Consider the following 25,423-nt stretch of genomic DNA (forward strand, 5'->3'; position numbering starts at 1 on the left):
TTAACGAACAGAAATATAGGAAAGCATCGATGGGGTTTTAATTTATAAACGGAGGTCATGAAAATGAATGAGTTTCAACAAGAACTACAAGCGTTAAGCCTTAATGATTATCAGTCTGGAAATGTTATGTATTGGGACCAGCAAAACCAATATCCATATTACTATATTGAAGATGATGCTCGTCGCTGTGGCGGTTGTGGCCGTTGCGGTGGATTTCGTTGCGGTGGATTTCGTTGTGGTGGATTCCGTTGTTTTGGTTGCTTCGGTTGCTTTAGTTGTTTTGGTTGTGGTGGTTGCGGTGGTTGCTCTAATTGTTTTGACGGTTTTAATGGTGCTACCTGGTGGGTCATTTAAATTCGTGACATAAATAAAGATATTTTTGAAAGAAAAGTGTATATACAAGTATGAACTGTAGAGACACTTTTCTTTCATTTTGTGAATTTAACAAATAAAAGGGCATCTTCTATTTTCGTCGAAATTAATATTTGATATAGCATTTCATATAGAGGTGAATGGTACATTGGATACATATCAAAAAATAGTTTCATGGGTAGAAGAAATAAAGGCACGGAATAAGAGATTCGTCTAATTGTACACAAAAAGAACACTCGGGCAAAAAGGTTATATGAAAGCTATCGTTTTGTAAATCTTGGTCATGTTTATGATGGAGAAGAAGTATACCGTTTACTTGTTTAACTTTAATTAAGAAAATGGATAAAGAGGAGAAACCTAATTGAAAACAAAATTTCATCATATTGTAAGAGGAATCATTATAAAAGATAACAAACTTTTAATAGCAAATTATAAAGGGCATCATTCTTTTCTACCAGGTGGTCATGTGGAATTAGGAGAACCTGCAGAATGCGCATTAATTCGTGAACTTAAAGAAGAAATAGATATAGATTGTGAAGTTAAGCGCTTTTTAGGAGTGATTGAAAACCAGTGGCAAGATAGCGAGACGCTTCATTATGAAATTAATCATGTTTTCGAAGTCGATAGTAACGACCTACATAGTGATATACCACCGATTTCTAAAGAGTCTCACCTGGCTTTTCATTGGATCATCCCCAATAATAAAAATCTAATTACATATAAAACAATGCCTGAACCTTCTGTTCAAAGATTAATAGAAAAGGTACAAAAAGAGGATTTATCAAATTGTTGGATTAGTAATTTATAAAGTATTGCTGAAGGGTATTGGGTACTTAAGTGTTAATAATACTGCATAGTACCCAACTAACTCTTAATAACTATTAAAGAAAGTCATCATCCCCATCAAATGAAATAATTGATTCACTTTTATTGTACAAAAGAAGTAAACCTCAGATTGTGCTCCTACAAAGAATATAAGATTCTCTCCTATATTTACAAATGAGAAATTTATATAATTTCATATTTGTAAAAATTCTTTTATCATCTCGTTTATAAAAACGAATCCAACATACAAGCTATCTAAAAATAGGCAACCGAACAAGGTACGTCACCCAATAAAACCTCATATTTTGTTGTTGTACGTATTGAAATTGGTTTCTAATTTCTATATTTATTGCTGTTTATTATGCCGATTAAACAAGTGATACATATAGAAAAGCACCGATGAATTATGCTAGACAGAAACTTTAATTTATAAACGGAGGTCATAAACATGAATGAATTTCAACAAGAACTGCAATCATTGAATCTAAATGATTATCACCCTGGAAATGTTGTGTACTGGGATAATCAAAATCAATATCCATATTATTATGCACAAGAAGATGCTCGTCGCTGCGGCGGCTGTGGACGTTGCGGCGGTTGCGGCGGACGTTGTGGTGGTTGCGGCGGACGTTGTTTCGGCTGTTTCGGCTGTGCAGGGTGCGGCGGCTGCGGCGGGGGATGCTTTAGCTGCTGGAGCTGGTGGTTCATTTAACTTTGTAACATAAATGAAGTTATTGTATGAAAGAAAGGTGTATATACATGTTCAGAGTGTAGAGACACTTTTCTTTCATTTTGTGAATTAAACAAATAAAAGGACATCTTCTATTTTCATCGAAATTAATATTTGATATAGCATTTCATACAGAGGTGGGTGAGACATTGCATACATACCAAAAATTAGTTTCATGGGTAGAAGATATAAAAGAACGGAATCATAGCTCTGCAGCAGCACTTTTTATTATGAAAGATAATGAAGTGGTACTTGAACATTATAGTGGAAATCATTCTAATACTGAAAACAGTGCTACTATAACAGCGTCTTCACAATTTAATGTTGCTTCCGCTAGAAAGAGTTACTTAGGTTTAGCGGTTGCTTATGCACTATATGAAGGGAAGATAAAGCATCTTGATGATTATGCAGCAAATTATTTTAAAGATTATGATGAGAATTTGCTTGGTAAGACAACCTTAAGACATTTAGTAACGCATTCACATGGTTTAAATGAAAAAGAAGACGGAACAATTTATCGAGAATTTGAACCTGGACAAGGGTGGGCATATCGAGATATTAACGTACGTATGATGACCCATCTTATTTATCAACTATATGATAAAAGTTTTCCTGCGTTATTAAAAGAACGTATCTTTATACCTGCAGGTTTTAAAGAAACAGGATGGAGAAAAAAGTATCATGAGAATTTGGTAAAGGTAATAGTAAATCCTCATGAAGAAGCAATATGCAGTACTGGAATATTAGATGATGGAACGGAAAAAAACCTTTTTGTTTCTGCTAGAGAATTCGCCTATTGGGGAAATTTACATTTAAATGAAGGATACATAAATGGAAAACAAATCGTACCGAAAGAGGTTATTAAAATTGCAACAAGTCTTCAAAGCCCAGAATACGAAAACACGGACTTACCACAAAACGGATGCTTCTGGTTTGTTCAAAACACACCCGCTATACAAAGCGAGCTTGGGGAAAGGGTACCTAAAGGCTCGTATCAAATATTAGGCATTACAGGACCCACCATTTTAGTCATTCCCAAGTATAATGTTGTCGTTGCCAAAATGTATAATAAAAGATATAACTATGGAGGAGACAACTATCTGTATTATTTACGAGAATTTAGCAATTTAGTCGCTGATACATTCGCGAAATCATCTTTTACATACCTGTAATAATATTTGAATTGGGGTATAACTACTTTTATAAAGAAAAGGAGTGAACCCTTATGAAAAAACAAACGAATAAAAGTAAAAAACAAAACATCAACGACACAAGTGTTGAGCAGAACGCTACATATAGCGATCCAAAAGATGCTGCAAATATGCAAACTGTTCCACAACCAAAAGATTATGAGGAAATCGAATATTAATTTTTGTTTTTTATAAGACTTTTTTATGAAAGAAAAATACATCTTAAGCCCCATAAAAATAAAGACATCATTTGGTACTATAATGTATATAAGCATTTGAAAATGTCTTATCTTAACACAGCTTTTTTACAATAAACCCGTATATAATCTAATCGACAAAAAGGCACTTCTTAACGAAGTGTCTTTTTGTTTATTTTGTACAATGACTCCAATTTAATTTCCAGTTTTAAATTAGTATCTTGTATTTCATCACGGATATACTAAATTGTGATAAAACATGTCATGATAAGAAAGGGACAGTTCGCATGAAACAAACATCTGTAAATCCATGGCTGATTGTCCTAGGCACAATCATTGTGCAAATTGGTCTTGGAACGATTTATACATGGAGTTTGTTTAATCAACCGTTAGTAAGTAAATTCGGTTGGGAACTTCATACTGTAGCGATAACTTTCTCAATTACCAGCTTTTCTTTATCATTTTCAACTTTATTTGCAGGTAAATTACAACGAAAGATGGGGCTTCGTAAACTTATCGCAACCGCAGGAATTGTTCTTGGAGTTGGATTAATACTTAGCTCACAAGTTTCCTCATTACCACTTCTTTATTTACTAGCTGGTGTCGTGGTAGGTTATGCAGATGGTACAGCCTATATCACATCATTATCAAATTTAATTAAATGGTTTCCAAATCGTAAAGGTCTCATTTCTGGTATATCAGTCTCAGCATACGGAATGGGGAGCTTAATTTTTAAATACGTAAATGGAAAGTTAATTGATACAGTTGGTGTATCGGAAGCTTTTTTATATTGGGGCATAATCGTTTTGATTGTAATACTTGCGGGATCTTTCTTCTTACGTGAAGCTGCTACGAATGAAACAGTATCTGAAACTTTAAGTAATGATTATTCAACGAAAGAAATGTTACGCACAAAACAAGTTTATTTATTGTTTTTTATGTTATTTACATCATGTATGAGTGGCCTCTATTTAATCGGTATGGTAAAAGATATCGGAGTTCAACTCGTAGGACTTAGTGTAGCAACCGCAGCTAATGCCGTTGCAATGATTGCGGTTTTTAATACTGTTGGCCGAATTGTTCTTGGGACATTATCAGATAAAATAGGTCGATTAAAAATTGTTTCAGCAACTTTTATTGTAATCGGCTTATCTGTTTTTACACTGAGTTTTATGAATTTAAACTACGCTATTTATTTTACTTGTGTTGCAAGTGTCGCATTTTGTTTTGGAGGAAATATTACCATATTTCCAGCAATTGTGGGTGATTTCTTCGGTTTGAAAAATCATAGTACAAATTATGGAATTGTATATCAAGGTTTTGGTTTTGGTGCACTCGCAGGTTCATTTATCGGAGCGCTATTAGGTGGATTTCAACCAACTTTTATTACAATCGGTATACTATGTATTATATCCTTTATTATCTCCATTTTAATTCGACCACCAAGCAAGGAGAAAAAGAAAGAAACACAAAAGTTATATCGAAAAATAGCTTAACATTTTGCATATGTTCTGTATAGAAAAGAGCCCTAAATGAACATTAGGGCTCTTTTGAGAAGGAATTAAATTTTTTATTTCCAGTTATTTTATAAATAATGTAGTTCACACCAAAGTACGTTACACCAAATAATAACAAAAACAATGGAAATAAAATAAGAGCTAGTAAACAACCTCCAATATCCCCATTAAAATTCACATCTGCATTTGAAAAATTCCAGTCCTTAACTTTGCTGATAATATGCCCTAGAATATAGGACAACACAAAACAGATTACAAAAGCGAAAACAAGATGAACTGTAAATTCCCGATTCGATACTTTATCAAATATGTAATAACAAAATCCCCAAAACGCGCCAAAAAGCACTAAAACAAACAATACTTTAAAAAACTTCTTAATATTGATCCAGCATTGAAATACAATTTGTTTAAATGTTTTTCGATTACGTTTTTTCTTTCTAAGTCTTTTCTTTTTATGCGGTTTCATTTCATCCATTCACAATCTTTGTTTTTTCTTACTATTATATCTTTAAATAAAAACAAAAGATATCCTTAATATTCCATATAATAATATTTTAAATTTACTAGCAAGGAGATACATCGCTTTATAGAGAACTGTATACTAGAGATCTACTAAGGAGGTTCCTATGAAAAAAGTAACTGTAACGTACGTACTACTTTACGATGAGTTTCAAGAAAAAGTATTAATGGTTAAAAATACAGGTTCAAATGCTTCTTATTTTACTTTACCGGGTGGTGCAGTCGAGTTTGATGAAACGTTAGAAGAAGCAGCAATTCGCGAAGTAAAAGAAGAGACAGGATTAGATATAGAGGTAGATGGGATTTTTTCAATAAGTGAAGCATTTTTTGAAGAAAGAGGTCACCATGCTATCTTCATTAACTTTATTGGGAAAATTACAGGTGGAGAAATACATATATCACGACCAGAAGAGATCGAGGAAGTTACGTGGATGGAACTACAAATTGCAGAAACATATTTACGACTTCCCGAACATTTAAAAAATCTATTGCAAAGAAAAGAAACTGTACCATATATTTTTAATGGGACAATTATTCACAAATAATAAAGCTAATATTTTAAGTTGAAACAAATATGAGAAGAAAGATACTTAATAACCAAGAATATCCCATTGAAAATAAATTAGAGTAATTGATTCAAAACATGAATGGAAAAAGGTTTATTAAAATACAAATCGTTACCTTTTTAATTATTATGCACAGAAATAATAGGGGCTTAGGAGAAATAACTATGCAAATATATAACGAAATACTTTCAAGCGAAAAACTTGAGGAACTTATACTGAATGAAAGCGGAGAAATACTAGAAAATTTGAATAACAAAGAAATGTTTATTAGTAGTTTTATTGATTATTATACAAAAGAATACGAGAATTCGGAATGTAATTACGTTGAACTATTTGATATTGACAGTCCAGACTATATTAAATTTGAATTAATAGATAACAAAGTGTTTGTTACTGCTTCTTTGTTTGCAGGATTATCTATATGGTTGGATAAAAAAGCGTTAGGAAAAGTAACAGCTACTATAGAGGGTGTTTATTCGTTCATATTGATTGATACAGACGGCAACATTATTACCTTAGATGAAAAGTTACATTTACATGAGAGTTCTTTTGCTATTATAAACTTTAAAGTAGAGAAATTAAAAAGTATCGATCAATATTTTGATGACTATACGATTATATAAGTAATGGTTGCCTTATATTAAAATTAGAAACTATGTTTTATTAAAAGAAATGATGAGATACTCATGTTAAACAAAGAATACGCCCCTGCTAAAGGATTATGGAACGGAGTAGGCGGAAAAATAGAGAGCGGAGAAACGCCATTAGAAAGCGCAATTTGTGAAATAAAAGAAGAAACAGATATCGATATCAAAAGAAATCAAATCCAGTTCAAAGGTATCATAACATGGGAAATGGATCATACATATTCAGGTGGCATGTATGCGTATGTAGTAGATGTACCTAATGACTTTTACTACGAAACTCCTAAAAAGACAGCCGAAGGGATTTTAGACTGGAGAGGCGTGTCATGGATACTTAGTAAGTATAATTATGGGGTAGGGGCGATGATACCTCACTTTCTACCTAAAATGCTCAATGAACATCATATATTAGAACATAGATGTGTCATTATAAATCATACATTAGTAGAATATGAATGCAAAGAATTTAACAGGTTAGACAACCTACCTCTAAATAACCTAGTGAAAAAATAGGATAACATCAGTTTTTTAATTTAGTAAAAGGCCCGTACGAAAGAAGAACTCCATGTTTTGAAAAAACGCTTAAACTGCTTCATTTTAGTTGAGTGTAGAACGTATTTTGAGATGTTTGTAAAAAGTACACTATTAGTTATTGTATAAAGATAGCGCAATTTAACAAGGAAGGGATTACATATGTACAAAATTGTATTTTTTGATGTTGATGGCACCCTATTAAGCGAAGTGGATAGAAGTATACCGTTAAGCACAAAAGAAGCACTTGAGAAATTAATCGAGAGAGGATTAAAAGTTGTAGTTACAACAGGAAGACCGTACAATTTGTGCGAAGAGTTTAAGACTATGGGCATTGATACGTTTATTTCTGCTAATGGTGCGCTTATAACATGTAACGAGAAGGTTATACATAAATCAGTACTATCAACAGAAACAGTTCAAGATGTTTCTGCTTTTGCTGAGTTGAACGGACACGGTGTTTCTTATTTTACCAAGCTATTTACGATGAACGGCATGGTTTCCGATGATGAGCGGGTCATGGGGGCATTAAAAGAAACTTTGAACCTTACACAATATCCCGAAAAAATGAAATCTCTATCAGACGAAATTTACTGTATATGTTTGTATGCGGACGACAGTGAAGCGCAAAAATTTCTAGATAGATTTTCAAAACTTAGATTCGAGCGTTTTCATGGCTACGTAATGAATGTACTTGAAGAAACGGAAGTATCCAAATCAGCTGCGATTAAAAAAGTATTGGAGCATCTCAACTTTTGCAAATCCGAAGCCATTGCTTTCGGTGACGGCGGAAATGATATCGACATGTTGGAGTATGTGGGTTTGGGAATTGCCATGGGAAATGGAGAAGATACGTTAAAACAAAAAGCAGACTTCGTTACCAAAAGAGCAAGCGAAGGAGGAATATCTTACGCGTTAAAGAAATTTGGTGTCATTTAAACTAGAGTAACATTACAAATTTGTAATGTTTATGTCACCTTCTCCAATAGCACTTAAAAACATCCCACTCATATACTTAAGATAGATTTACAAAAAAGGAGTGTGGGAAAATGCACGAAGTAATTGGGGAAGTCGTAGTTGGTCTATGTGAATTCGTTTTTGAGATTTTCGCTTACGGGAAGACAGATGAAGAGAAAAAAGAATAATTCCATTTGATTTGTATGATACATAAGATTCTTAGACACCTATATAAGGTGTCTTTTCTTGTTCATTTTAAGCAGAATACATTTAAACTAATAATTTCATAAAATAAGTTTTAGATAAAATAAAAAGTGTATAATTTACATACTTGGCATAACATCCATCATATTTGGAAATGGAATTGGATAAGGATCTGCTTTTAACATTTTAGCGTTCTGTTTTCGTATATGATAATTATGTCCCCACACAATCATTTTTTTGTTTTTATACTGCAGTTCACTTAACCACGCTAAATTTTGTCCCATTTGTTTGTCATGTGAGTAATATGAAAAATCCGAAAAAACTGGCTGAGAGGGGATGCTTAATTCTTCTTTTACTTGATTTGGAATATACGTTTTAAGGGTATCAATTCGAACCTTGATTAACTTTTCTAGCAAATTCACATCATATGATGCTTTAGGCGCTACTTGTTTTAAATCATTCGAATGCTGTTGGATAAATTCTTTTACTTTTTCATATTTACGTAAAATAGAGGACTGCATTGTTTGAAATTCTTCATAAGTAGAAACGGAACTGTATTTCACAATTTCTTCTTATGCTTCTTCTACAAGTTGTTTTCCTATTTCCGGATTTAATTTTCCAATCCATTCATTTGTAGGAGTTGCAAATGTTGCAGTAGAAGCATTCCACGGTATTTGTATGTCAAACCCTGTTAAAATAAGGGGCGTTCCTTTTTCCTTTTGTTCTTTTATGTATTGAAATAATTCTTCTACATCTTTTGTGAACCAATTGCCAAAAATAGATTTTTTCATGGTTTGCTCAGCAGTTAAATCATCTAAGTTTTGATATACGGAATTCGCTGCCGCAAATCCTGATTCAAACGCAAGTACATCATAACCCATTTCTTCATATAAATACTTAATCATTTAAACCTTTGATTGATTCATTTCTGTTGAACCATGAGTAGACTCACCTAGTAAGACAATAACCCCTCCTAAATTTTTATAAACCTTATCACATAAATCTAATCAGCTATGATTCATTTAAACAAAATAGGAACAATTAGATTTATATATTTATACTAAAGGATGGAATTTATACAAATCAAGAAGAAAAGGAGGATATTTCTGTTTAATTTAAAAATTCTATAAATTAAACAGTGTTAAAATAATCCTCAGAAGAGAACTCGAGGAAATATGCTACATAATTGCCACAAAAATAGAGCAGATAGCAGCAGAAAAAATGGAGGATACGAAGATCTACAATGAATAAAAATGTTACTCCGATTTTAATAGATAAAACAGACGGAACATCAGTTCTTTTATATAATGATATGGAAGATGCACACTTCATTTATATCTATTGAAAGGAGAGAATCGAAATGACTGACAGGAGCAAAAAGAAATCTAAATGCGCACTGGAAAAGGACGAAATGATTAAACTGTATTTAAAAGGGGAGAGCACGTCAAATATTGCAAAACTAGCTAATGTTTCACCTAGATATGTTCGGATAGTCCTAACGGATAACAACGTTGAAAAAAGAGCAAGAGGCAGCTGGAAACGAAAATATAACTTAAATGAAGATTACTTTAAGCGTTGGTCTAATACTATGGCATATATTTTAGGGTTTTTCATTGCAGATGGTGTCATTACAAAAGATAACCAAACTGTAAGTATTTCTCAAAAAGAATCAGCGATTTTAGAAGATATAAAAATAAAACTCAATTCAAACCAACCATTATATAAAAACAAGAACACTGGTGTTTATATGTTAAATTTAAATAGCAAAATCATGAAAAATGATCTAATAAACTTACATGGAATCATGCCTTGTAAATCATACGACGTACAATTTCCATTTGTTCCAAAAGAGTATCTGCATCATTTTATTAGGGGATATTTTGATGGAGATGGCTATGTGAACTATCCAACTTATACTGTAAGTTTCGTAGGTGGATCACATAGTTTTATGAATTCTTTAAACGAAGTTTTACATGAGCAAAACTTTAAGCCGAACCTTGTGAATAAAAAATCGCATTACCGTGTGATACTTAGTGGTCGAAGAACTATTAAACTTTTTTCTAATTGGATCTATAAAGATAAAGAAATATTTTTACAAAGAAAATATGATGTGTTCCAAAAAGAACAATTGGACTTAGAACAACTACAAGATAGAAAGTTAAAAAGAACAAGAACGGCAGTAACTCAACGAAAAAAAGAATTTCTTATTCAATATCAACAACATCAATGCATTGATAAATCCTGCGAAAATATTAGCATTAAAAAATCAACATTCAAAAACTGGTTACAAAGTGATTCCAAATTTAAAAATAGCTTCGAACAAATTAATTAAAAATAAAATCCCTTGTACAGATTAGTGTGAATGCTATATTTCAACGCTAATCTTTTTTCTGTCAAGCAACAGAAGTAAAAGGGAGATTTAAACTAAAAACAAGTTACTTCTATTTTCACAGTTAACATAATATATATTATAGGTAGTTATACAAAAGAAGTGTTTCCCTGTCTCTAAACACAAGTATACTATACAAAGTGAGATGAAACGGATATTTTTTATGAAATCGGCTTTACATATTACTTATTTAAATTTTTATAAATTTTATAGTAAATGTACGATTAAATTTCTCTACAGCATTTTTAGAATAAAAATTTTGCTGAGTTTACAACATACAAAAACATTGATGAACATAAATTTATTACGTAATTCGTTAAAATTTTTTTGTTATTACATTGTTTCCGCGTGCGCATTTAAGTTTTTCATCATCTATTATACATTTCCTTATAATTACATCTTATTTTCTTAATATGGTTAAATTTAGGGTTTATCTATAACAGGTTGTTTATTGCGTTGTATTTTTTATCTTAGTTAACATAACCCGATACTATTCCTATAAAAATTCTCCCTATTTTTTAGGAAGAATTTTTATATTGGTTTATATTTCTTTTTGTAAATTATATTGACTTTTTATTCATGTAACTACGTACATAAGTTTTAAAATTGTGATTTCACACTAAGATTCTTGCTATAACCGGTAATTCACACAGATATAGCGAAATACTTCAACCCCTCTTCCCTATTTTCCGCTATATTAAAGGTGTTTTTAGACTTAACAGCAATCCCAATTATAAAGTACATTTGAAAAGTTTAGGTTTAGTAGATCTTCTTTTCGTATAAAAAAGTTAGCAATGCCGCAATCTCCCCACATAATTCCTAGAGAATCATCTGTATCGATTTGTAGCAATAAGATGTTATGTTCTTGATAGGTTTCTTCCCATTCTCTTGGATCCGTTTGTGTAAAGAATGGATATCCTCCAATTTTATGCCCTCGGCTTTCAAAGTGTTTATTGTACAATCTATGAAATTCCATTTCTACGCTATCGTCATCGATTTCTTCTAAATGAATTGCATCTCTAAAAAACTCTTCAAATCGATAATCTCCTAGTGTTACAGGTTGATAACCTGCTTCAAATCTTAACTTTGCTGCTCTAGGCACAATAAAATTCTCTGAATCAATAGCATTTAAGTAGCTAAAATCCGTTACAATTTGAGTTTCATCTTGCGTTAATTCTGCATGATAAATAATACGAAAATCTTTTTGTTTTGTTGGATGGTCAAAATCAGCCCCAACAAGATCAGCATCTCTGCTTACAAAAAACTATAGTAATCCTTTCTATGGCACAGATTCAATATGAGGAATCTCTCTAAAATTCATCTGCACAAGTAACATCATAGGCTGTCCATTCGAATCCTTTGGATGCTCATGATGAATAGGTACATACGGATACCCACCAAATTCACTTTCAAATATGGTATGTATTTGTCACCCTCTACTCCTCCTTTGCATAATATATGAAATAAGCCTATTTTAATTATATAACAAGAAATAGGCTTATTGAAAAATACTAAAAATCCGTTTTCACTCTCATTTTTTGTGCAGATGCTGGGCACAAAAGGTTATGTTCCAAAACTCTTTTATTAATAGTCCGAACTAGCTTTGCTGCTTCTTTAGAATCTATAATCTCTTTCAGCTTTTCCTTTAAATAATCAATTTCTTTCGAAAGCTCAATCCACCTAGGTAAAACATGATTATCTTTCAATGTTTTATAAAGTTGTTTTTCAGGGTTATACGAAAGGCTTTTATCAATATTAAGTGGTTTCCCCTTGCCAGGTAGGTCATCAAAAGCTCCTGATTTTTCTGCCCGCTTAACGATAGAACTAATATGATCTTCATACGTGAAATCCCAAACCTTCTCATCCTTTACTAAAATCTCTTGTTTTTTTAACTCTTTATCTAAATCCTTTTGATTCATATTTTACCTCCTCATTTCTTTTTAAGATAACGATCTTGAATTATTTAATGCTAATAAACCTTCAGTAAGTTGCTCTCGCCACCAAATCTCGTCGTGACCGCCTTGAAACTCGCTATAGGTAATTTGGTATTCTTTTTCTCTAAGCGTCTTATACAGGCTCCTATTGGCTTTTAAAAGCGATTCATTCTCAAGAGTTCCAGCTGCCATATACATACGTAATCTCAGCGTATTACTAATTGATAAAAATTGTTTCTCCATCCAGGGAAGCTTTTCTTCATACCCGTCCTTTTTCCAATGTACAGAACCTGACAATGACAGCACATTTCCGAAAATATGAGGATTCTGAAGTGCTGTATAAAACGCCGCTAGGCCACCTAAACTTAAACCAGCAATTGTTGCATGCGCCGGATCCTTATATACATGATATTTTGTTTGAATCCAAGGAAGTAGCTCTTCTATTAAAAATGCATTCATCTTGTCGTTATAAGTAAGCTCATTTAATCGATCTACGTGTTCAATTCCAACAACAATACACGAAGGTATTTCTTGTTTATGAATGAGATGATTGAGTGTTGCTGGTGCTGAAAGATTTTGCATAAATGAGTTTCCATCAAATGTGAGGATAAGATTTTGAAGGCTTGATGTAAGAGAATAATCATGAGGTGTGTAAATATATATCTTTCGTGTATTGCCTAAAACAGAACTGTAAAAAGAATATGTTTCAACTTTTCCCTGAGGATTATAATTTTTAGGGAATCTTTTATCGTACTGCATTTCCATTCCTATTTCTAAAACAGCTGCTCTATCTGTTCCTTCTCCAAATATATGACTGTTAAATGGATCTAACTGATACTGTTCACTACGCGCTATCCAATTTTGTTCAAAATAATCATTAACTGAAAAGTGATAGGTAGAAATAAACTTTTTGTTCGTTCTGAATGTTTTGTACCATAAATTCGTGTCTGAAAGCCGTTTTAGTCGATTAGAATGAAGATCCCAACCAGGATAACTACCAAATACATAAATATTTTCTGTGTCTTTATCGCCTAGCCATATGTAAGTAATAAGATGATACTGATTATTCATTGGACAAGTTTCTATAAGTGGCGTCTCATTTGCTTTGAGTTCATCTAAAAATGTATGAAAAGCTCGTGTATCTCCATTGCTTAATTGATCTGTAAGCTCTGTTATTTTGGGGCTTAGTATTGACTTCATTCCTTTTCCCTCCTCCACTGCAGTATATTAGTACTTCTTTTTTTGTAAATAAATCCCTATATAAACAGGGTACTAATGTTGTATATTTTATGAACAAAAACACACAAACAATATAGTCTGTGTGTTTACATTCTTATTTTACATGCTGTTTCCTAGTATCCACTGTTCACCCCTATAGTTATTATTTCTCTATCCATTCTAATAACTGCTCATACTGATTCTTTGCATCCTGATACCCTAGATTATATAAATTAACAAGCTTGTCCTTATTTCTTTCAATCCCACTAACAGGAAGCTGCATGCTTGGTTGAATTACAAAAAAGTTTTCTTTTTGTTCATCTGAAGACATGTATGAAATGCTCTCATTATAAAACCGATAATGATCTACTAAAAGCTTAGAGACTTTCGGATATCGTCTATATAAATATTTTGCCATTGGTGAAAACTTATTACGCTTTTTCTCATATCCTTTTGGCTTTGTCATAATAACAATGTTTTTTTGAAATCCATCTATTTGTGCCTTTCGAACAGGGATAGGATCAATGATCCCCCCATCTAAAAGTTTTTTACCATTATAGTCCACAGCTGGAGCAATAAATGGAACAGAACTTGATGCGCGAATAATTTTCAATATATCATTCCCATGCTCTTGCTTATTATAATAAACAGCTTGTCCTGTCTCGCAATCTGTTGTGCCTATTACAAATTGCTCATTTGCATGTAAAAAAGTTTGAAAGTCAAATGGTACAATTTTATTAGGCACTTCATCAAAAAGAAAGTCCATACCAAACAATTCTCTTTTTCGTATTAAGTTTCGATAAGATATATAACGATGATCAGATACTAACTCTGTATTTACTTTTTTATTCCTTCCTTTTTGACGCGATAAATAAGTTGCACCCATGCATGCTCCTGCCGATACTCCAACTACATATGGGAAAAACAAATCATTTTCCATAAAGTACTCAAGTACCCCTGCTGTATATAACCCTTTCATGCCTCCACCTTCTAATACTAAACCGATATTTTTCATTTATAATCCCTCTATATTTGTTTCTTGATTTTCTAAACACTTATATTTTAGCACAAGATATTATGATGAAGTATCAATAAATTCATTGCATTTGCTTAAAAAAGCTCTTGCTGCATTGTAAGAATCTCTTAGTCTATAACATGATACAATAAAAGAAACTCATTCCACAGATCATAAAGGAGGAATTTTATATGGGTTTATTTAGTGGTATTTTCGGAAATGCATCTGATACGAGTACAGAAAATGTTGAGCGTGACTTACAGAAGATTATGCTTGATGATGAACAAGTTGAGTATGCGTATAAATTGATTCGAGATTTAATTGTATTTACAGATCGACGAATGATTTTAGTAGATAAACAAGGAGTAACTGGTAAGAAAACAGAATATCATTCTATTCCATATAAAAGCATTACACAATTTAGCATTGAAACAGCAGGTCATTTTGATTTAGATGCAGAACTTAAAATTTGGGTATCTAGTATGCATGAACCGATTACAAAGGAATTTAAAAGTGATGACAGTATTTTAAGCATTCAAAAAGCATTAGTAAAATATACAACAAAATAACACCTTTGAATTTTTATACAAAAACAAAAGTTATAACCCCGTGTTTTTTGGAACAACATGCATTGTTTTGTTTTAAAAATACAAAAAACTTCGCAACATTGTATTATATAGGACCAAAATAAAGGGATAGATAATACAGATATACTCTGTTGTATCTATCCTTTTAAAATCTATTTTTATAATATTTTCTTATAATAAACAAGTGTTGTATTATCATTCAACTTCTTTCTTAACCCCGTCTGAATGTAGCCCACTTTTTCATACAGATAACAATTACGTTCTTCTTCTAAAATGGTAGCTAATTCCCAACTAGTTGCTTGTGGGAACATCTTCTCTATTAAAACGAGTGCTTTCTGGGCTACCCCTTTCCCTTGATAAATAGGCAAAATGAACATAGGGCTTATCCAGAATTCCGTTGTCTTTTCTTTCCGAAATATACAAATAGCCCCCGCAAGAGTATTATCAACAAATATTTTATAAAATCCACCATAAGGATTGTTTATTCTTGTAATTACTTTATCAATTGTTTCATTAGCAGGATTCGTTTTATAGTCCTTATATTTTTCTAATAACGGTTTAAATGCTTGTACTTGAATATTGAAAATATGTTCCGCATCAAAACTTATTGCTCTTTCTAGTGTTATTCCCATAACATTTACCACCCTAATCGCTCCCGTAAAGAAGTGATATGTGCAGTATGATGCCGACCGTGCCATGCATATAATCCAATTGCTACCTCCAGTTTTGTTTCACCTGATTCAGGATGATTAAAAGTTTTTTCAAGATCTGCCTGCTCTAAAGAGCTTAATACATTTACCCATCTTTTATGTAATGAATCTAATAATACAAGGGAAACATCAACAGGTAATTTTGAATCAGGGAGCTCTGCCCATTTCTCTTCCATATATGGTTTAATTGTCGGGTTATTTTCTGTAAGAGCTAACTTAAAACGAATATAACTATTCATATGACTATCGACAACATGATGAACAACTTGCCGTACTGTCCATCCACCCTTTCGATAAGGTGTATCTAGCTGTTCTTTATCTAAACCGTTAATTGCTTTTGTTAGTTTTGCAGGAAGATTTTCAATTTCTTGAATCCACTTTTCTACTATTTCCTCCGTAATATTTCCTTCATAAGTGAATTTCCCAATTGGATAACGTAAGTCCTGCATTGTATTGTTCCCCTTTTGTTTTAAAATTTCTTTTATAATACTTTAGTATGTTTCCAAACGTAATGAATGAAATTAATCTTTTGACCATTTAACTCTATACCTTTTTTATCAATTGCGGTACGTGAAAAGCCGTTTTTTTCTAATACTAGTTGTGAAGCAATATTATTATTTGTTGTCTTTGCATGAATTTCGATAATTTGATGGTTTGCTGCTTGAATTAAGAGTAATTGGATGGCCTTAGTTGCAATTCCATTTCCGATAAAATCTTCTCCTACACGATAACCAAGATATCCCAATTGTCTATCTTTCTCTATGTCTACTAAGTTTATTCGACCTACAATTGTTTTTTCCATATTCCGTATAAGATAAAAGTAGGAAGTGCCTTCTTTTTGTTCCTTTAACAATTCATCATGTTTAGATTGAAACGTCTCATAAACATAGTAATCATCACCACGACTCGGTACCATCTTTTCAAAAAAAGTTCTATTATAACTCTCAAAAGCAAACAATTCTTCCGCATCTTGTTTCTTTAATTTTTCTATGTATATTTCCATTCATGACTCATTCCTTTTTAATCAATTATCTACTTATAAATTCTCCATTTAATAGTTAAAATCCTACTGCTTGTAATGAGATTAACCTCCTTTATTTTTTCGAGTTGTAAGAATAGCAAGCCATACCTTAGGATGAAGAAGATGTAGGGGACTACGCATAAGGTTCATGACCCTAACTAAACGAATGTAAACGTCTGTATTACTCGCGGAAAGTTGGTATATTTTTTTCGTATACCATTGTTGAAATGGTTGTATAAAAGGCTTTTCTCCTTTTATCTTAGGGTGACGGAAAGCTTCTGTAGTAACCATTTCCCACGGCGTTGCAATAATTTTTGAAATTCGCTTATAAAAGTCACGCGTAAAATCTTTCTCTAGCACTTTCCCCTTCTTTAAACACATTTGTAATTCTTCAGCTTCCATAGCAGCGACAGAAATTCCTTGTCCAAAAACTGGATCAAAGCGACAGTGAGCATCTCCAATTACTAAAAATCCTTCTGGCATATTTTTCACTAAATCGAATCGACGACGAACTTGGTATGGAATCTTATGTATTTTTATATCTGTAATTGGCTCTGCTTGTTCAAGAAAATGAATGACATCTGGTGCAGGTAACTTATGAGCAAATGCAAGAAATTCTTCATCTGTTTTTGGTACATTCTCATTGGCGTATCCGCTAAAAGTCACGAAATATCGATTATCTTCAATAGTTTGAATAAAGGCACCATAAGGATTTTCAGGAAAGCTAGGAGAAATAAGTAAATTGCACCAATCAGGACATTCATTCTTTTTTAGCTGGAATACCCTAGTCGCGTAAAATAATTGAATCCATACTTTTTCTTCTTTTACCTCAATGCCATGTGTTTCTAACCATTCTATATTTTTTGAACCAAATCCACTTGCATCCACAACTAGTTCTGCGTGTAAATTTTCTTTATTTCCTGTCTTCATGCACCGCACTTTTACTCCAGAAACCTTGTTATGCTGCTGATCGATTATCAATTGTTCAACCATTGTTTCATATTTTGTTGTAATATTAGTTACTTCACTCATTCTTTTTTGTATGTGCCACTCAAGCATAGGACGACTTTGTTGAACCGCATTCAACTCTCCGATAAATGGTTGTTTCCATAAACCAAAATGATGCCATTTCAAATCCCCAGTAAAATTATTTTCGATACCACCATCTTCTTTTAATTGATTCATAATTGCCGGGAATAATTTCTCAATTGCTACTTCACCACCTTTTAATAACACATGAGGATGATGGCTTTGAGGTACTCTTTTTCTAGGCCTTTTTTCATTCCATTCTTCGCCTGCTTCTAAAATTATTACTTCTTGAAAATAATCAGATAAAGCTTTTGCTGCTAGTTTCCCAGTTATACTTCCACCAATAACGATTGCTTTTCCTAACATTTTTTTACCTCCCGCAAGATATTTCCGCTACTTTCATGATGCTAAAATAAATTTTTCATTTTCCTCTTTATACTTCTGACATATTAATAGAATCATAAAATAAAAAATCCTGCTATAAAATTGCGCAACAGGATTTTTTTATCAACATTTATTCGTCTTTCCCCTTAATTACAAGTACTATTTAAGCAAAGAATCAACATGTAATTCCGCTAAAAATAGCATTTCTAATAACGTTCACCAGCAAGACTCAGCATAAAATAAGATTATTGCATGACTGTATTTTTTCAAGGTCGTTCTCCTTAAAATACGCCAGTGAACTGTAAAGTTAAAATGATAATGCCTAGAGCCCAAACATAATATGCAAATACTTTAAGAGAATGCTGCTTTAAATATTGAATCATCCAAGATACTGCAATATATCCAAAAAATGCAGCAGATAAGGTGCCAACGATTAACGATGTACTTGAAATGCTTTCAGCTTTCCCTTGAAATACGTCTACAGACTGTAAAATGATTGCTCCAACAATAGCGGGAGTAGATAACAAAAACGAAAAATATGCAGCTGTTTCACGATCTAATTTTCTCCAAAGTGCTGCGACAATCGTCATACCAGAACGAGAGATTGCTGGGAAAATAGCAAACGCTTGAAACGAACCAATAATAAAAGCATCTTGATATGTAATGGCATCCATTTTCTTACGTCCACTTTTTTGTTTCTCTGCCATATATAAAAACAAACCTGTCACTAAAAACTCCCATCCGATTGTTACACCCGTTTTTGAAATCTCTTCAAAGAAATCTTTAAATAATAAGCCAATTATAACTGCTGGGATTGTTCCAACAATGAGTAAAAATGTAAGCTTTGAAAGTGGATTTTTAATTAAATAGATAAACTCTTTTTTATAATAAATAAACACCGCTAACAGGGTACCAATATGCAGCATCGTGTCTAAAAAAAGCCCAGCTTCATCTAAATGAAACAAATGTCTTCCTAAATACAAGTGTCCAGTACTGCTTATAGGTAAAAATTCCGTTAATCCCTGAATAATTCCTAATATAAAAGCTTCTAACCAGTTCATGATTGTCTCCTTTCTTGTTTGCTTGTACCAGTATATGTTTGTTTTTACCTGTTATGAAAGAAAAGAAAGGTAAAGGAATTCAAGATTTAAGGACTTTTCCAAACAACAAAAAAAGAGGGTATATACCCTCTTAACATAAACTTTATTTAATTTGTTCTTTATGTTCATGATTAACAAGAACATACCATTTACCTGTATCAAACTTTTCTTTATTAATCACATAAACTTTATTTCCTCTCTTTACATCACCAGGTTTTAATTCCTTACTAATAGTAGAGGTCTCGCCTTTTTCAACCTCATAACTACTAGTTGCCCACACATCACTTTGGTAAGCATTATCATTTTCATCCACTAAATCAACTGATGGCAAAACTGCTAATTTCATCGGTTCGTTTGTGATATTTTTCCCTTCAACCTCTATAACAATAAAGACATGTCCATTTTCAGGCTCTTGGATCCCTATACTTTCTTTACCAACCTTATCTCTTTCTACAACTCTTTTCACAGTTACATCAAATTTTGGCGTATTAAAAGTTTTGTTTAATGAATACTCTTTTTCTTTTATTTTTGTCTTTTCTTTTGTTTGTTCCGTGTTTTTCGAATCTGTATTCCCTTTCGTTGTATCGTTTGTTTTTGTTTTCACATTCTTTTCTTCTTGCTTAGAAGTGGTTTCTTTAGATTCAGAAGAAGTTTTGTCAGATGTACTTCCACACCCAGATAAGTTAAATACTAAAGCGCCACCCAAAATACATGTAGTAAATTTTTTCAACATCCTTTTTTATCCCCCAATAAACACAATATATAAATTTCCTATTTATCATAGCAAAAAACAATTTTTTGCATTGTTATATTTTGTCGAATAGTCTAAGGGGATCAAATGTTTTTTATTAAATAAAAAAACATGACCTTAATATAATACTAAGATCATGTTTTAAATTACTCTTATTTTATTTATAAAATACTTTATCAACATTATACTTCGCTTGAAGTTCATTAATGATGTATGTTTCGTAAATTTCTCTTTCCATTGGATCTTCTACAATACATACATCAATACGATATACTTCATCGCGATGTGCTTGAATTGGTGAAACATTGTCTTCAAAATGCTTTTTAATACGCTGTCTTATTTTACGTGCTTTCCCAACAAAAAGAAGTTCATCATTAATGTTATAAAACATAAAAATGCCGCCTTTATCTCTTGGAAACAGGTGGAAATCAATGAATCCATGAATTGGAGTGATTCTTGGCTCATCGCCTTTTATTACTTGTTTTCTTTCTGTTATAGAAACATCAACTGCAGGTAAATCAATTTTAATCAAGTTACTTCACGTCCTCTTTTATAGTAAAGGTAAATAATAGCATAAGTATGAAAGAAAAGCTATGCGTGTTGATTATAAATGTAATTTAATTAAATTTATACAATCGATTTGCTAAAACAACTTTCATTATCTACTAAATATTATAGGTATATCATTTATGCATTTTCTCCAAATCATATGATCATACGCCTCGCCCCAATAATCCTTTAACAAAAAGTTAGGCTCTCCAAATTTTTTCTTCCATATTTTTTGTGCGTTAGTATATCCGCTATCCAAACAGAATTCTTTTATTCCTTTATCCAATAAGGTAAGAAAAATCGCATTTAAAAGCAAATTACCTATGCCGCGTCTTTGGTAATTCGGGAGTACAAATACAGTCCCTATCTCATATAAGTCTTTTAATGCACCATCTGTGCAATTATTAATCAGTTTACTAGATGGCCCAAATTCAATTGTGCCGATAATTTTATTACAATGTTTGTCTACAGCGATCAAAAAATATCGATTTTTCCCATCGCTATCAAAGTCACATTTCAAGTACTGTTTTTTAGTTTCAATTTCATTTTCTATATCGCCAGTCAACTCCGATAAACCTTCTCTAGCAAACGTATCTACAATGACTGTATGAAACAATTGATGTAACTCTTCATAATCACCAATGATTGGTCTTCTTATTTCAACGTTATACATTTAAGGCAACTCCTTAATCCTCTAAAATTGTATGTGTAATTGATTTATAATTTTCATGCTATCTATTTCAAATTTACAATCAATATAGCTTTTCTCCAAAATGCTCAAAATTCCCTCTGCAAATATAAAAAGAAACAAAAAAAGATTAGGTAGCTATTCCTAATCTTTTTTTGTTTCTAGATCTAATCACTATTCAAGTGCACCAGCTACATCATAATGACTTAAATCCAATTCTATCGGTTGGTCAAGAGCAAGTTTTGCAAGTTCTGAACCTAAGTATGGACCTGCTGTTAATCCAGAAGCACCTAGGCCGTTCGCAACTAGTATACCTTTAAAATTAGGTAACGGACCAATGACTGGAAGAAAACCTGGTGTAAATGGTCTAAAACCAACTCTTGTTTCCAGCATCGTACTATTTTCTAACCCTGGTGCCACAGACAATGCTTTATCAAATACTTCATGCAAACCACCAGCTGTAACACGATAATCAAGACCAGTATCATTTTCATGTGTTGCACCTACAACTACACGGCCATCTTCAAAAGTTAAAATATATTGATCGTTTGGCGGCATAACAACTGGCCAATTTTCAGTATTCGTATTCGGCATATGTAAATGAACAATTTGTGCTTTTTGGAAGGTCACAAGAAAGTTAACACCAAGAGGTTTTAACAACTCATTTGCCCATGCTCCTGCGGTAACAATTACTTGATCTGCCGTTACTGTTTCACCATTTACATGAACACCTTTAACATAATTGTTTTCATGAATTAAAACAGCATCTCCCTTTATAAAGGTAGCACCATGTTTTTTCGCAGCATTTACAAGAGATTGACGAAGTGCTCGTCCATTTACCCGAGCAGCACCGCTTATATGCACAGCTCCATATTCTTCCGATAACGGCGGGAATAATTTTTTTGTTTCCTCTGGTGATAGACGAGTGATTTCGCCAATTTCAGGAGCATCCTCACGTCGTTTATATGCTCGCTCCTCCATTTGATCTAACTTTTTATCATCTGTATGTAAGCTAATAGCACCTACTCGATTATAACCTGTATCTATTTCACCATCTTCTTCTAATTGCTGGATTAAAGAAGCGTAATATCTCGCTCCACCTTTCGCGATTTTATACCAAGCTTTGTTACGCCGTTGTGAAAGCCATGGACATACAATTCCTGCTGCTGCATCCGTTGCTTGTCCTAAATCCTGGCGATCAACCAAAGTAACACGAGCTCCCTCTTTAGCGAGATGATAAGCAGTAGACGCCCCTAAAATTCCAGCTCCAACTACAATATACGATTTCATTTCAAACACCTTTTCTTATTCATTCTTTTATATTCTATTTACTGCACGAGAGCTCTACACATTTTATGTGCTGTAAAAAGCCACTCTCATAAATTCTGAATCATATTCAGTATACTTGAAGGAGATGTTTTTTCAACTTTTCTCTTCTATTAATTGTGTCATCATTATGTATTTTGATATCGAAAACGGAAGTTCATAAAAAAACATATTCTTGATGAGATCAAGAATATGTTTTACATCTTAAAATTAGACTTACGGTACCTATAACTACACTTTAAAAAAATTCCACTCTTTTTGAATATCCTAGTTTTACTATTAAATCTTCTTTATTTCTTCTTTCTGCGGAATAAATCAATTGATTTATAACCTTGTGAAAGGATTTCAACCATTTGCTGCGCACGCTTTTCACGTGTCTGTTGCTGTTTTGCTAAGAATATGTGGCGTGCCCAATCTTTTTGATAGCCTGGTGTTAAACTTTGATAAAACTGAAGTTCATTTGGGTGTTTAGCTAATAATACTTCTACATCTTTAATATTCTCTACATAATCAGAAACACATTGACTGGCAGCAGATGTCTTTTTAACTTTCTTTTTTTCGCATTTCAAACCAACGACAGTAAAGACATCATCCATACTTACCATCCGTGCGAACTTAATATCACTATTGCCTACATATCCATCTTCTCCAACGTTCATTGCTGGGAATATTTCATCTCTGTGAATAAAAGTTTCATAACGAGTGTTACCTTTTTTGGGATAAGCAAAAAATAAATAACCTTTTTCGAGTAATATTTGCTTATTAATAATAAGTTGCGTGTACTTCACCATCTCATCAATTGTTTCTACAAAAATGAAAATAGCATCATGATCTTTAGATAACTTAATTGCGTGTTCAGTAAAAAGGGCATAATCGCTTGGTTGATTAATCACTGCCATATTACTATATTTACTAAGGTTCAATTTATCGATAACGGACATAGTAGACTCCTTTTTTATTCATTGTTACTTTTATCGTACCTATATTACCATAAAAGAGAATGACCTTGCTGTGCAAACCAAACCATTTATTTACCATGACGCTTTTACATTAAGGATCATACTATTTCTATTTTGAATGCAAAGGTAAGGTTTACATTTCAATGTTAAATATATCATGTAAGAGCTTCTTATAGTGATTCTCTGTAATTACACTTTTCCTTTTTTGGCCATTCATTACTTGAGTCAAACTATCTTTCGTCAAAGAGACATATCCAGAATGCGTAAGTTTTACTGCAATCGGCCCTTTATTAAAACTAGAATTCTCATCTTCTATGACTTTTCTTTGAACTTCATTTAAAGTTGTTTCATCAATAGGATCCGTACGAAAAGCATGACATACTTTCCATTCTATCTTTTCATGTGGGTCATGCCACGAATGAGTGTCTCGTCTTTCTAAAATATAAGTTCCTTTATCTGTATCTTTTCTCCTAACACGATATTCGCCATTTTTTGAAGTAACAGTCTCACCAGTAAACGGTACAAGTGTGAGAGGTACAAGTGAAGCAATTCCTACATCAGCTAAATACGATACTGAATCATAATTTAAAATGATTGTAATATGGCTTTCTTCAAGAGCCCATACATTTAAATCACTTTTATAAACTGTGCCTAATGCTAACTTCACATCGAATCCACAATCTTTTAATAAGTAATATAGAATAGAATTCATTTCATAGCAAAGCCCACCTCGTGAACTCATTAGTATTTTCTTTTGTAAATTCTCTTTAGAAATTTCTTTCGTATTACCTGTTACGATATCTAAATTCTCAAACGGAATTTCATACGCAATTGCGCTAATTATTTTGTTCAAGTCCTCAAATCTCACAGTCTGTTGTTTCTTTAGGTTTAACCTTGCAAAAAACTGATCTTGTAACTCTGTCATATAAAGCACCCCTTCAATATTTAGAGTGAATGTATTATATGCTAATTTTAAAAGCTATGAAGAGCATCAACAATGTTCATTTACAATAACTGTACCGGTACAAAATTCCTGATTTTTAATAAAAAGAAGTAGATACCGATGTTTGAAACACCAGCATCTACTTCTTTTCATTTTATTTTAATGTGTTTTGAACAACAAGGTCCGGAAATATTGATTCCATAACCATAAAGGTGTATGAATATCACTTGGAGTAAACACACTTCCTATTAACACTTAATCCCACGCTACAGCCACAACTTGACTGCTATCAATTGTAGATAATTCTCTACTTATACATAGATAACAATTACAAACTTATGTAATCAACTCTTCATATAACAATGTAAAGAATTACCCTTTTCATTCATTTTTCATGCGTATCTATGTACATTTTTTTATTTATTAGTTATATTATGGTTATTGAATGATTACGAAAATAAATCTATCGCTTATAAAAACGTTTGTATTTTTTATATCCATAACAACACTACAAAATGTATGAAAATCCATTTGTCAAATGAATTCTACACGGAAGGAGGCTTGTAGT

General features: G+C 32.4%; 29 protein-coding genes and 2 pseudogenes. 13 read left to right on the forward strand and 18 right to left on the reverse strand.

Translation table 11 applies throughout. The annotated features are described in order from the left end of the window. Positions 1 to 63: 63 nt before the first annotated feature. The 7 genes and pseudogenes from MHH71_RS02845 (at position 64) to MHH71_RS02875 (ending at position 4,810) form a co-directional block, all read left to right on the forward strand. Positions 64 to 354 carry a heterocycloanthracin/sonorensin family bacteriocin gene (locus MHH71_RS02845; protein WP_018780539.1) on the forward strand — a complete coding sequence of 97 codons (291 nt, stop codon included), beginning with the start codon at positions 64 to 66 and terminating at the stop codon, positions 352 to 354. Positions 355 to 576: 222 nt separating this feature from the next. Further along, positions 577 to 696, forward strand: a pseudogene (locus tag MHH71_RS02850) (GNAT family N-acetyltransferase); the annotation flags it as partial. A gap of 37 nt (positions 697 to 733) precedes the next feature. Beyond that, positions 734 to 1,180 (forward strand): NUDIX domain-containing protein, encoded by a 447-nt coding sequence (locus tag MHH71_RS02855; protein ID WP_006094963.1) that lies wholly within the window; start codon positions 734 to 736, stop codon positions 1,178 to 1,180. A gap of 465 nt (positions 1,181 to 1,645) precedes the next feature. After that, entirely contained in the window at positions 1,646 to 1,909 is a 264-nt protein-coding gene (locus MHH71_RS02860; protein ID WP_003207258.1) for a heterocycloanthracin/sonorensin family bacteriocin, read from the forward strand. A 167-nt stretch (positions 1,910 to 2,076) separates the two neighbouring features. Then, positions 2,077 to 3,099: a serine hydrolase domain-containing protein gene (locus MHH71_RS02865; protein ID WP_033798899.1), complete on the forward strand. Its 1,023-nt coding sequence runs from the start codon at positions 2,077 to 2,079 to the stop codon at positions 3,097 to 3,099. Between the two features lie 53 nt (positions 3,100 to 3,152). After that, the gene (locus tag MHH71_RS02870) at positions 3,153 to 3,296 is read left to right on the forward strand and encodes a hypothetical protein (RefSeq protein WP_006094966.1); all 144 of its coding nucleotides are present in this window, start codon (positions 3,153 to 3,155) and stop codon (positions 3,294 to 3,296) included. A 305-nt stretch (positions 3,297 to 3,601) separates the two neighbouring features. Next, the gene (locus MHH71_RS02875) at positions 3,602 to 4,810 is read left to right on the forward strand and encodes an L-lactate MFS transporter (RefSeq protein ID WP_006094967.1); all 1,209 of its coding nucleotides are present in this window, start codon (positions 3,602 to 3,604) and stop codon (positions 4,808 to 4,810) included. 43 nt (positions 4,811 to 4,853) lie between these two features. Here the strand turns inward: MHH71_RS02875 and MHH71_RS02880 are convergent, their stop codons facing one another. Beyond that, positions 4,854 to 5,297 carry a permease gene (locus MHH71_RS02880; protein ID WP_098788317.1) on the reverse strand — a complete coding sequence of 148 codons (444 nt, stop codon included), beginning with the start codon at positions 5,295 to 5,297 and terminating at the stop codon, positions 4,854 to 4,856. 160 nt (positions 5,298 to 5,457) lie between these two features. Between MHH71_RS02880 and MHH71_RS02885 the strand changes: the two genes are divergently transcribed. From MHH71_RS02885 to MHH71_RS02900, 4 genes are all read left to right on the forward strand, one after another. After that, a complete protein-coding gene (locus tag MHH71_RS02885; RefSeq protein WP_006094969.1) occupies positions 5,458 to 5,895 on the forward strand; it encodes an NUDIX hydrolase in 438 nt (145 codons plus the stop codon). A 185-nt stretch (positions 5,896 to 6,080) separates the two neighbouring features. Continuing rightward, the gene (locus MHH71_RS02890) at positions 6,081 to 6,539 is read left to right on the forward strand and encodes a hypothetical protein (RefSeq protein ID WP_003207266.1); all 459 of its coding nucleotides are present in this window, start codon (positions 6,081 to 6,083) and stop codon (positions 6,537 to 6,539) included. 39 nt (positions 6,540 to 6,578) lie between these two features. After that, a complete protein-coding gene (locus tag MHH71_RS02895) occupies positions 6,579 to 7,073 on the forward strand; it encodes an NUDIX hydrolase (RefSeq protein ID WP_255261221.1) in 495 nt (164 codons plus the stop codon). Positions 7,074 to 7,253: 180 nt separating this feature from the next. After that, the gene (locus MHH71_RS02900) at positions 7,254 to 8,030 is read left to right on the forward strand and encodes a Cof-type HAD-IIB family hydrolase (protein ID WP_006094971.1); all 777 of its coding nucleotides are present in this window, start codon (positions 7,254 to 7,256) and stop codon (positions 8,028 to 8,030) included. A 341-nt stretch (positions 8,031 to 8,371) separates the two neighbouring features. Here the strand turns inward: MHH71_RS02900 and MHH71_RS30500 are convergent, their stop codons facing one another. Both MHH71_RS30500 and MHH71_RS30505 read right to left on the reverse strand, forming a co-directional pair. Continuing rightward, positions 8,372 to 8,815 (reverse strand): erythromycin esterase family protein, encoded by a 444-nt coding sequence (locus MHH71_RS30500; RefSeq protein WP_006094972.1) that lies wholly within the window; start codon positions 8,813 to 8,815, stop codon positions 8,372 to 8,374. A gap of 9 nt (positions 8,816 to 8,824) precedes the next feature. Beyond that, positions 8,825 to 9,157 carry an erythromycin esterase family protein gene (locus MHH71_RS30505; RefSeq protein WP_006094973.1) on the reverse strand — a complete coding sequence of 111 codons (333 nt, stop codon included), beginning with the start codon at positions 9,155 to 9,157 and terminating at the stop codon, positions 8,825 to 8,827. Positions 9,158 to 9,612: 455 nt separating this feature from the next. Between MHH71_RS30505 and MHH71_RS02910 the strand changes: the two genes are divergently transcribed. Next, entirely contained in the window at positions 9,613 to 10,584 is a 972-nt protein-coding gene (locus MHH71_RS02910) for a helix-turn-helix domain-containing protein (RefSeq protein ID WP_006094974.1), read from the forward strand. A gap of 772 nt (positions 10,585 to 11,356) precedes the next feature. Here the strand turns inward: MHH71_RS02910 and MHH71_RS02915 are convergent. The 4 genes and pseudogenes from MHH71_RS02915 to MHH71_RS02930 form a co-directional block, all read right to left on the reverse strand. Beyond that, positions 11,357 to 12,061, reverse strand: a pseudogene (locus MHH71_RS02915) (YwqG family protein); the annotation flags it as partial. Between the two features lie 91 nt (positions 12,062 to 12,152). Then, on the reverse strand, positions 12,153 to 12,560 hold the full coding sequence (locus MHH71_RS02920) for a DnaJ family domain-containing protein (RefSeq protein WP_006094976.1): 408 nt from the start codon (positions 12,558 to 12,560) through the stop codon (positions 12,153 to 12,155). 21 nt (positions 12,561 to 12,581) lie between these two features. Then, positions 12,582 to 13,775, reverse strand: coding sequence for an alpha/beta hydrolase (locus tag MHH71_RS02925; RefSeq protein WP_033798900.1), 1,194 nt, complete (start codon positions 13,773 to 13,775; stop codon positions 12,582 to 12,584). A gap of 181 nt (positions 13,776 to 13,956) precedes the next feature. Further along, a complete protein-coding gene (locus MHH71_RS02930) occupies positions 13,957 to 14,808 on the reverse strand; it encodes a patatin-like phospholipase family protein (protein ID WP_006094978.1) in 852 nt (283 codons plus the stop codon). A gap of 191 nt (positions 14,809 to 14,999) precedes the next feature. Between MHH71_RS02930 and MHH71_RS02935 the strand changes: the two genes are divergently transcribed. Beyond that, positions 15,000 to 15,377, forward strand: coding sequence for a PH domain-containing protein (locus MHH71_RS02935; protein WP_006094979.1), 378 nt, complete (start codon positions 15,000 to 15,002; stop codon positions 15,375 to 15,377). A gap of 176 nt (positions 15,378 to 15,553) precedes the next feature. On the opposite strand, the gene MHH71_RS02940 is transcribed toward MHH71_RS02935, so the two are convergent. From MHH71_RS02940 to MHH71_RS02990, 11 genes are all read right to left on the reverse strand, one after another. Next, entirely contained in the window at positions 15,554 to 16,093 is a 540-nt protein-coding gene (locus MHH71_RS02940) for a GNAT family N-acetyltransferase (RefSeq protein ID WP_167535677.1), read from the reverse strand. Beyond that, positions 16,033 to 16,554 (reverse strand): YfiT family bacillithiol transferase, encoded by a 522-nt coding sequence (locus MHH71_RS02945; protein WP_006094981.1) that lies wholly within the window; start codon positions 16,552 to 16,554, stop codon positions 16,033 to 16,035. Before MHH71_RS02945 ends, MHH71_RS02940 begins: the two co-directional genes overlap by 61 nt. Positions 16,555 to 16,586: 32 nt before the next feature. Then, on the reverse strand, positions 16,587 to 17,108 hold the full coding sequence (locus MHH71_RS02950) for a GNAT family N-acetyltransferase (protein WP_006094982.1): 522 nt from the start codon (positions 17,106 to 17,108) through the stop codon (positions 16,587 to 16,589). Positions 17,109 to 17,189: 81 nt separating this feature from the next. Beyond that, the gene (locus tag MHH71_RS02955; protein ID WP_006094983.1) at positions 17,190 to 18,521 is read right to left on the reverse strand and encodes an NAD(P)/FAD-dependent oxidoreductase; all 1,332 of its coding nucleotides are present in this window, start codon (positions 18,519 to 18,521) and stop codon (positions 17,190 to 17,192) included. Positions 18,522 to 18,820: 299 nt separating this feature from the next. After that, positions 18,821 to 19,600: an undecaprenyl-diphosphate phosphatase gene (locus tag MHH71_RS02960; protein WP_006094984.1), complete on the reverse strand. Its 780-nt coding sequence runs from the start codon at positions 19,598 to 19,600 to the stop codon at positions 18,821 to 18,823. A 142-nt stretch (positions 19,601 to 19,742) separates the two neighbouring features. Next, positions 19,743 to 20,372 (reverse strand): DUF4352 domain-containing protein, encoded by a 630-nt coding sequence (locus MHH71_RS02965; protein ID WP_033798901.1) that lies wholly within the window; start codon positions 20,370 to 20,372, stop codon positions 19,743 to 19,745. Positions 20,373 to 20,547: 175 nt separating this feature from the next. Beyond that, positions 20,548 to 20,922, reverse strand: coding sequence for a nucleotide excision repair endonuclease (locus MHH71_RS02970; RefSeq protein ID WP_006094986.1), 375 nt, complete (start codon positions 20,920 to 20,922; stop codon positions 20,548 to 20,550). A gap of 126 nt (positions 20,923 to 21,048) precedes the next feature. Further along, positions 21,049 to 21,612, reverse strand: a complete 564-nt coding sequence (locus tag MHH71_RS02975; RefSeq protein WP_006094987.1) for a GNAT family N-acetyltransferase — start codon at positions 21,610 to 21,612, stop codon at positions 21,049 to 21,051. A gap of 189 nt (positions 21,613 to 21,801) precedes the next feature. Beyond that, on the reverse strand, positions 21,802 to 22,917 hold the full coding sequence (locus MHH71_RS02980) for an NAD(P)/FAD-dependent oxidoreductase (protein WP_033798886.1): 1,116 nt from the start codon (positions 22,915 to 22,917) through the stop codon (positions 21,802 to 21,804). Positions 22,918 to 23,243: 326 nt separating this feature from the next. Continuing rightward, positions 23,244 to 23,894, reverse strand: coding sequence for a YdeI/OmpD-associated family protein (locus tag MHH71_RS02985; protein ID WP_033798885.1), 651 nt, complete (start codon positions 23,892 to 23,894; stop codon positions 23,244 to 23,246). A 151-nt stretch (positions 23,895 to 24,045) separates the two neighbouring features. Then, positions 24,046 to 24,837 (reverse strand): arylamine N-acetyltransferase family protein, encoded by a 792-nt coding sequence (locus MHH71_RS02990; protein WP_006094929.1) that lies wholly within the window; start codon positions 24,835 to 24,837, stop codon positions 24,046 to 24,048. Between the last annotated feature and the right edge of the window lie 586 nt (positions 24,838 to 25,423).

Origin of the sequence: Bacillus sp. FSL H8-0534 (assembly GCF_038005885.1) — a bacterium.
Classification (GTDB): domain Bacteria; phylum Bacillota; class Bacilli; order Bacillales; family Bacillaceae_G; genus Bacillus_A; species Bacillus_A pseudomycoides.

Excerpts from the sequence above, each read along its gene's own strand:
- MHH71_RS02990 (WP_006094929.1), bottom strand. The coding sequence starts at position 24,837 with ATGACAGAGTTACAAGATCAGTTTTTTGCAAGGTTAAACCTAAAGAAA.
- MHH71_RS02890 (WP_003207266.1), top strand. The coding sequence starts at position 6,081 with ATGCAAATATATAACGAAATACTTTCAAGCGAAAAACTTGAGGAACTT.
- MHH71_RS30505 (WP_006094973.1), bottom strand. The coding sequence starts at position 9,157 with ATGATTAAGTATTTATATGAAGAAATGGGTTATGATGTACTTGCGTTT.
- MHH71_RS02880 (WP_098788317.1), bottom strand. The coding sequence starts at position 5,297 with ATGAAACCGCATAAAAAGAAAAGACTTAGAAAGAAAAAACGTAATCGA.
- MHH71_RS02910 (WP_006094974.1), top strand. The coding sequence starts at position 9,613 with ATGACTGACAGGAGCAAAAAGAAATCTAAATGCGCACTGGAAAAGGAC.
- MHH71_RS02950 (WP_006094982.1), bottom strand. The coding sequence starts at position 17,108 with ATGGAAATATACATAGAAAAATTAAAGAAACAAGATGCGGAAGAATTG.
- MHH71_RS02935 (WP_006094979.1), top strand. The coding sequence starts at position 15,000 with ATGGGTTTATTTAGTGGTATTTTCGGAAATGCATCTGATACGAGTACA.
- MHH71_RS02985 (WP_033798885.1), bottom strand. The coding sequence starts at position 23,894 with ATGTCCGTTATCGATAAATTGAACCTTAGTAAATATAGTAATATGGCA.
- MHH71_RS02975 (WP_006094987.1), bottom strand. The coding sequence starts at position 21,612 with ATGTATAACGTTGAAATAAGAAGACCAATCATTGGTGATTATGAAGAG.
- MHH71_RS02945 (WP_006094981.1), bottom strand. The coding sequence starts at position 16,554 with ATGCAGGACTTACGTTATCCAATTGGGAAATTCACTTATGAAGGAAAT.
- MHH71_RS02870 (WP_006094966.1), top strand. The coding sequence starts at position 3,153 with ATGAAAAAACAAACGAATAAAAGTAAAAAACAAAACATCAACGACACA.
- MHH71_RS02940 (WP_167535677.1), bottom strand. The coding sequence starts at position 16,093 with ATGGCACGGTCGGCATCATACTGCACATATCACTTCTTTACGGGAGCG.
- MHH71_RS02955 (WP_006094983.1), bottom strand. The coding sequence starts at position 18,521 with ATGTTAGGAAAAGCAATCGTTATTGGTGGAAGTATAACTGGGAAACTA.
- MHH71_RS02965 (WP_033798901.1), bottom strand. The coding sequence starts at position 20,372 with ATGTTGAAAAAATTTACTACATGTATTTTGGGTGGCGCTTTAGTATTT.
- MHH71_RS02960 (WP_006094984.1), bottom strand. The coding sequence starts at position 19,600 with ATGAACTGGTTAGAAGCTTTTATATTAGGAATTATTCAGGGATTAACG.
- MHH71_RS02900 (WP_006094971.1), top strand. The coding sequence starts at position 7,254 with ATGTACAAAATTGTATTTTTTGATGTTGATGGCACCCTATTAAGCGAA.
- MHH71_RS02930 (WP_006094978.1), bottom strand. The coding sequence starts at position 14,808 with ATGAAAAATATCGGTTTAGTATTAGAAGGTGGAGGCATGAAAGGGTTA.
- MHH71_RS02885 (WP_006094969.1), top strand. The coding sequence starts at position 5,458 with ATGAAAAAAGTAACTGTAACGTACGTACTACTTTACGATGAGTTTCAA.
- MHH71_RS02860 (WP_003207258.1), top strand. The coding sequence starts at position 1,646 with ATGAATGAATTTCAACAAGAACTGCAATCATTGAATCTAAATGATTAT.
- MHH71_RS02925 (WP_033798900.1), bottom strand. The coding sequence starts at position 13,775 with ATGAAGTCAATACTAAGCCCCAAAATAACAGAGCTTACAGATCAATTA.
- MHH71_RS02845 (WP_018780539.1), top strand. The coding sequence starts at position 64 with ATGAATGAGTTTCAACAAGAACTACAAGCGTTAAGCCTTAATGATTAT.
- MHH71_RS02980 (WP_033798886.1), bottom strand. The coding sequence starts at position 22,917 with ATGAAATCGTATATTGTAGTTGGAGCTGGAATTTTAGGGGCGTCTACT.
- MHH71_RS02875 (WP_006094967.1), top strand. The coding sequence starts at position 3,602 with ATGAAACAAACATCTGTAAATCCATGGCTGATTGTCCTAGGCACAATC.
- MHH71_RS02920 (WP_006094976.1), bottom strand. The coding sequence starts at position 12,560 with ATGAATCAAAAGGATTTAGATAAAGAGTTAAAAAAACAAGAGATTTTA.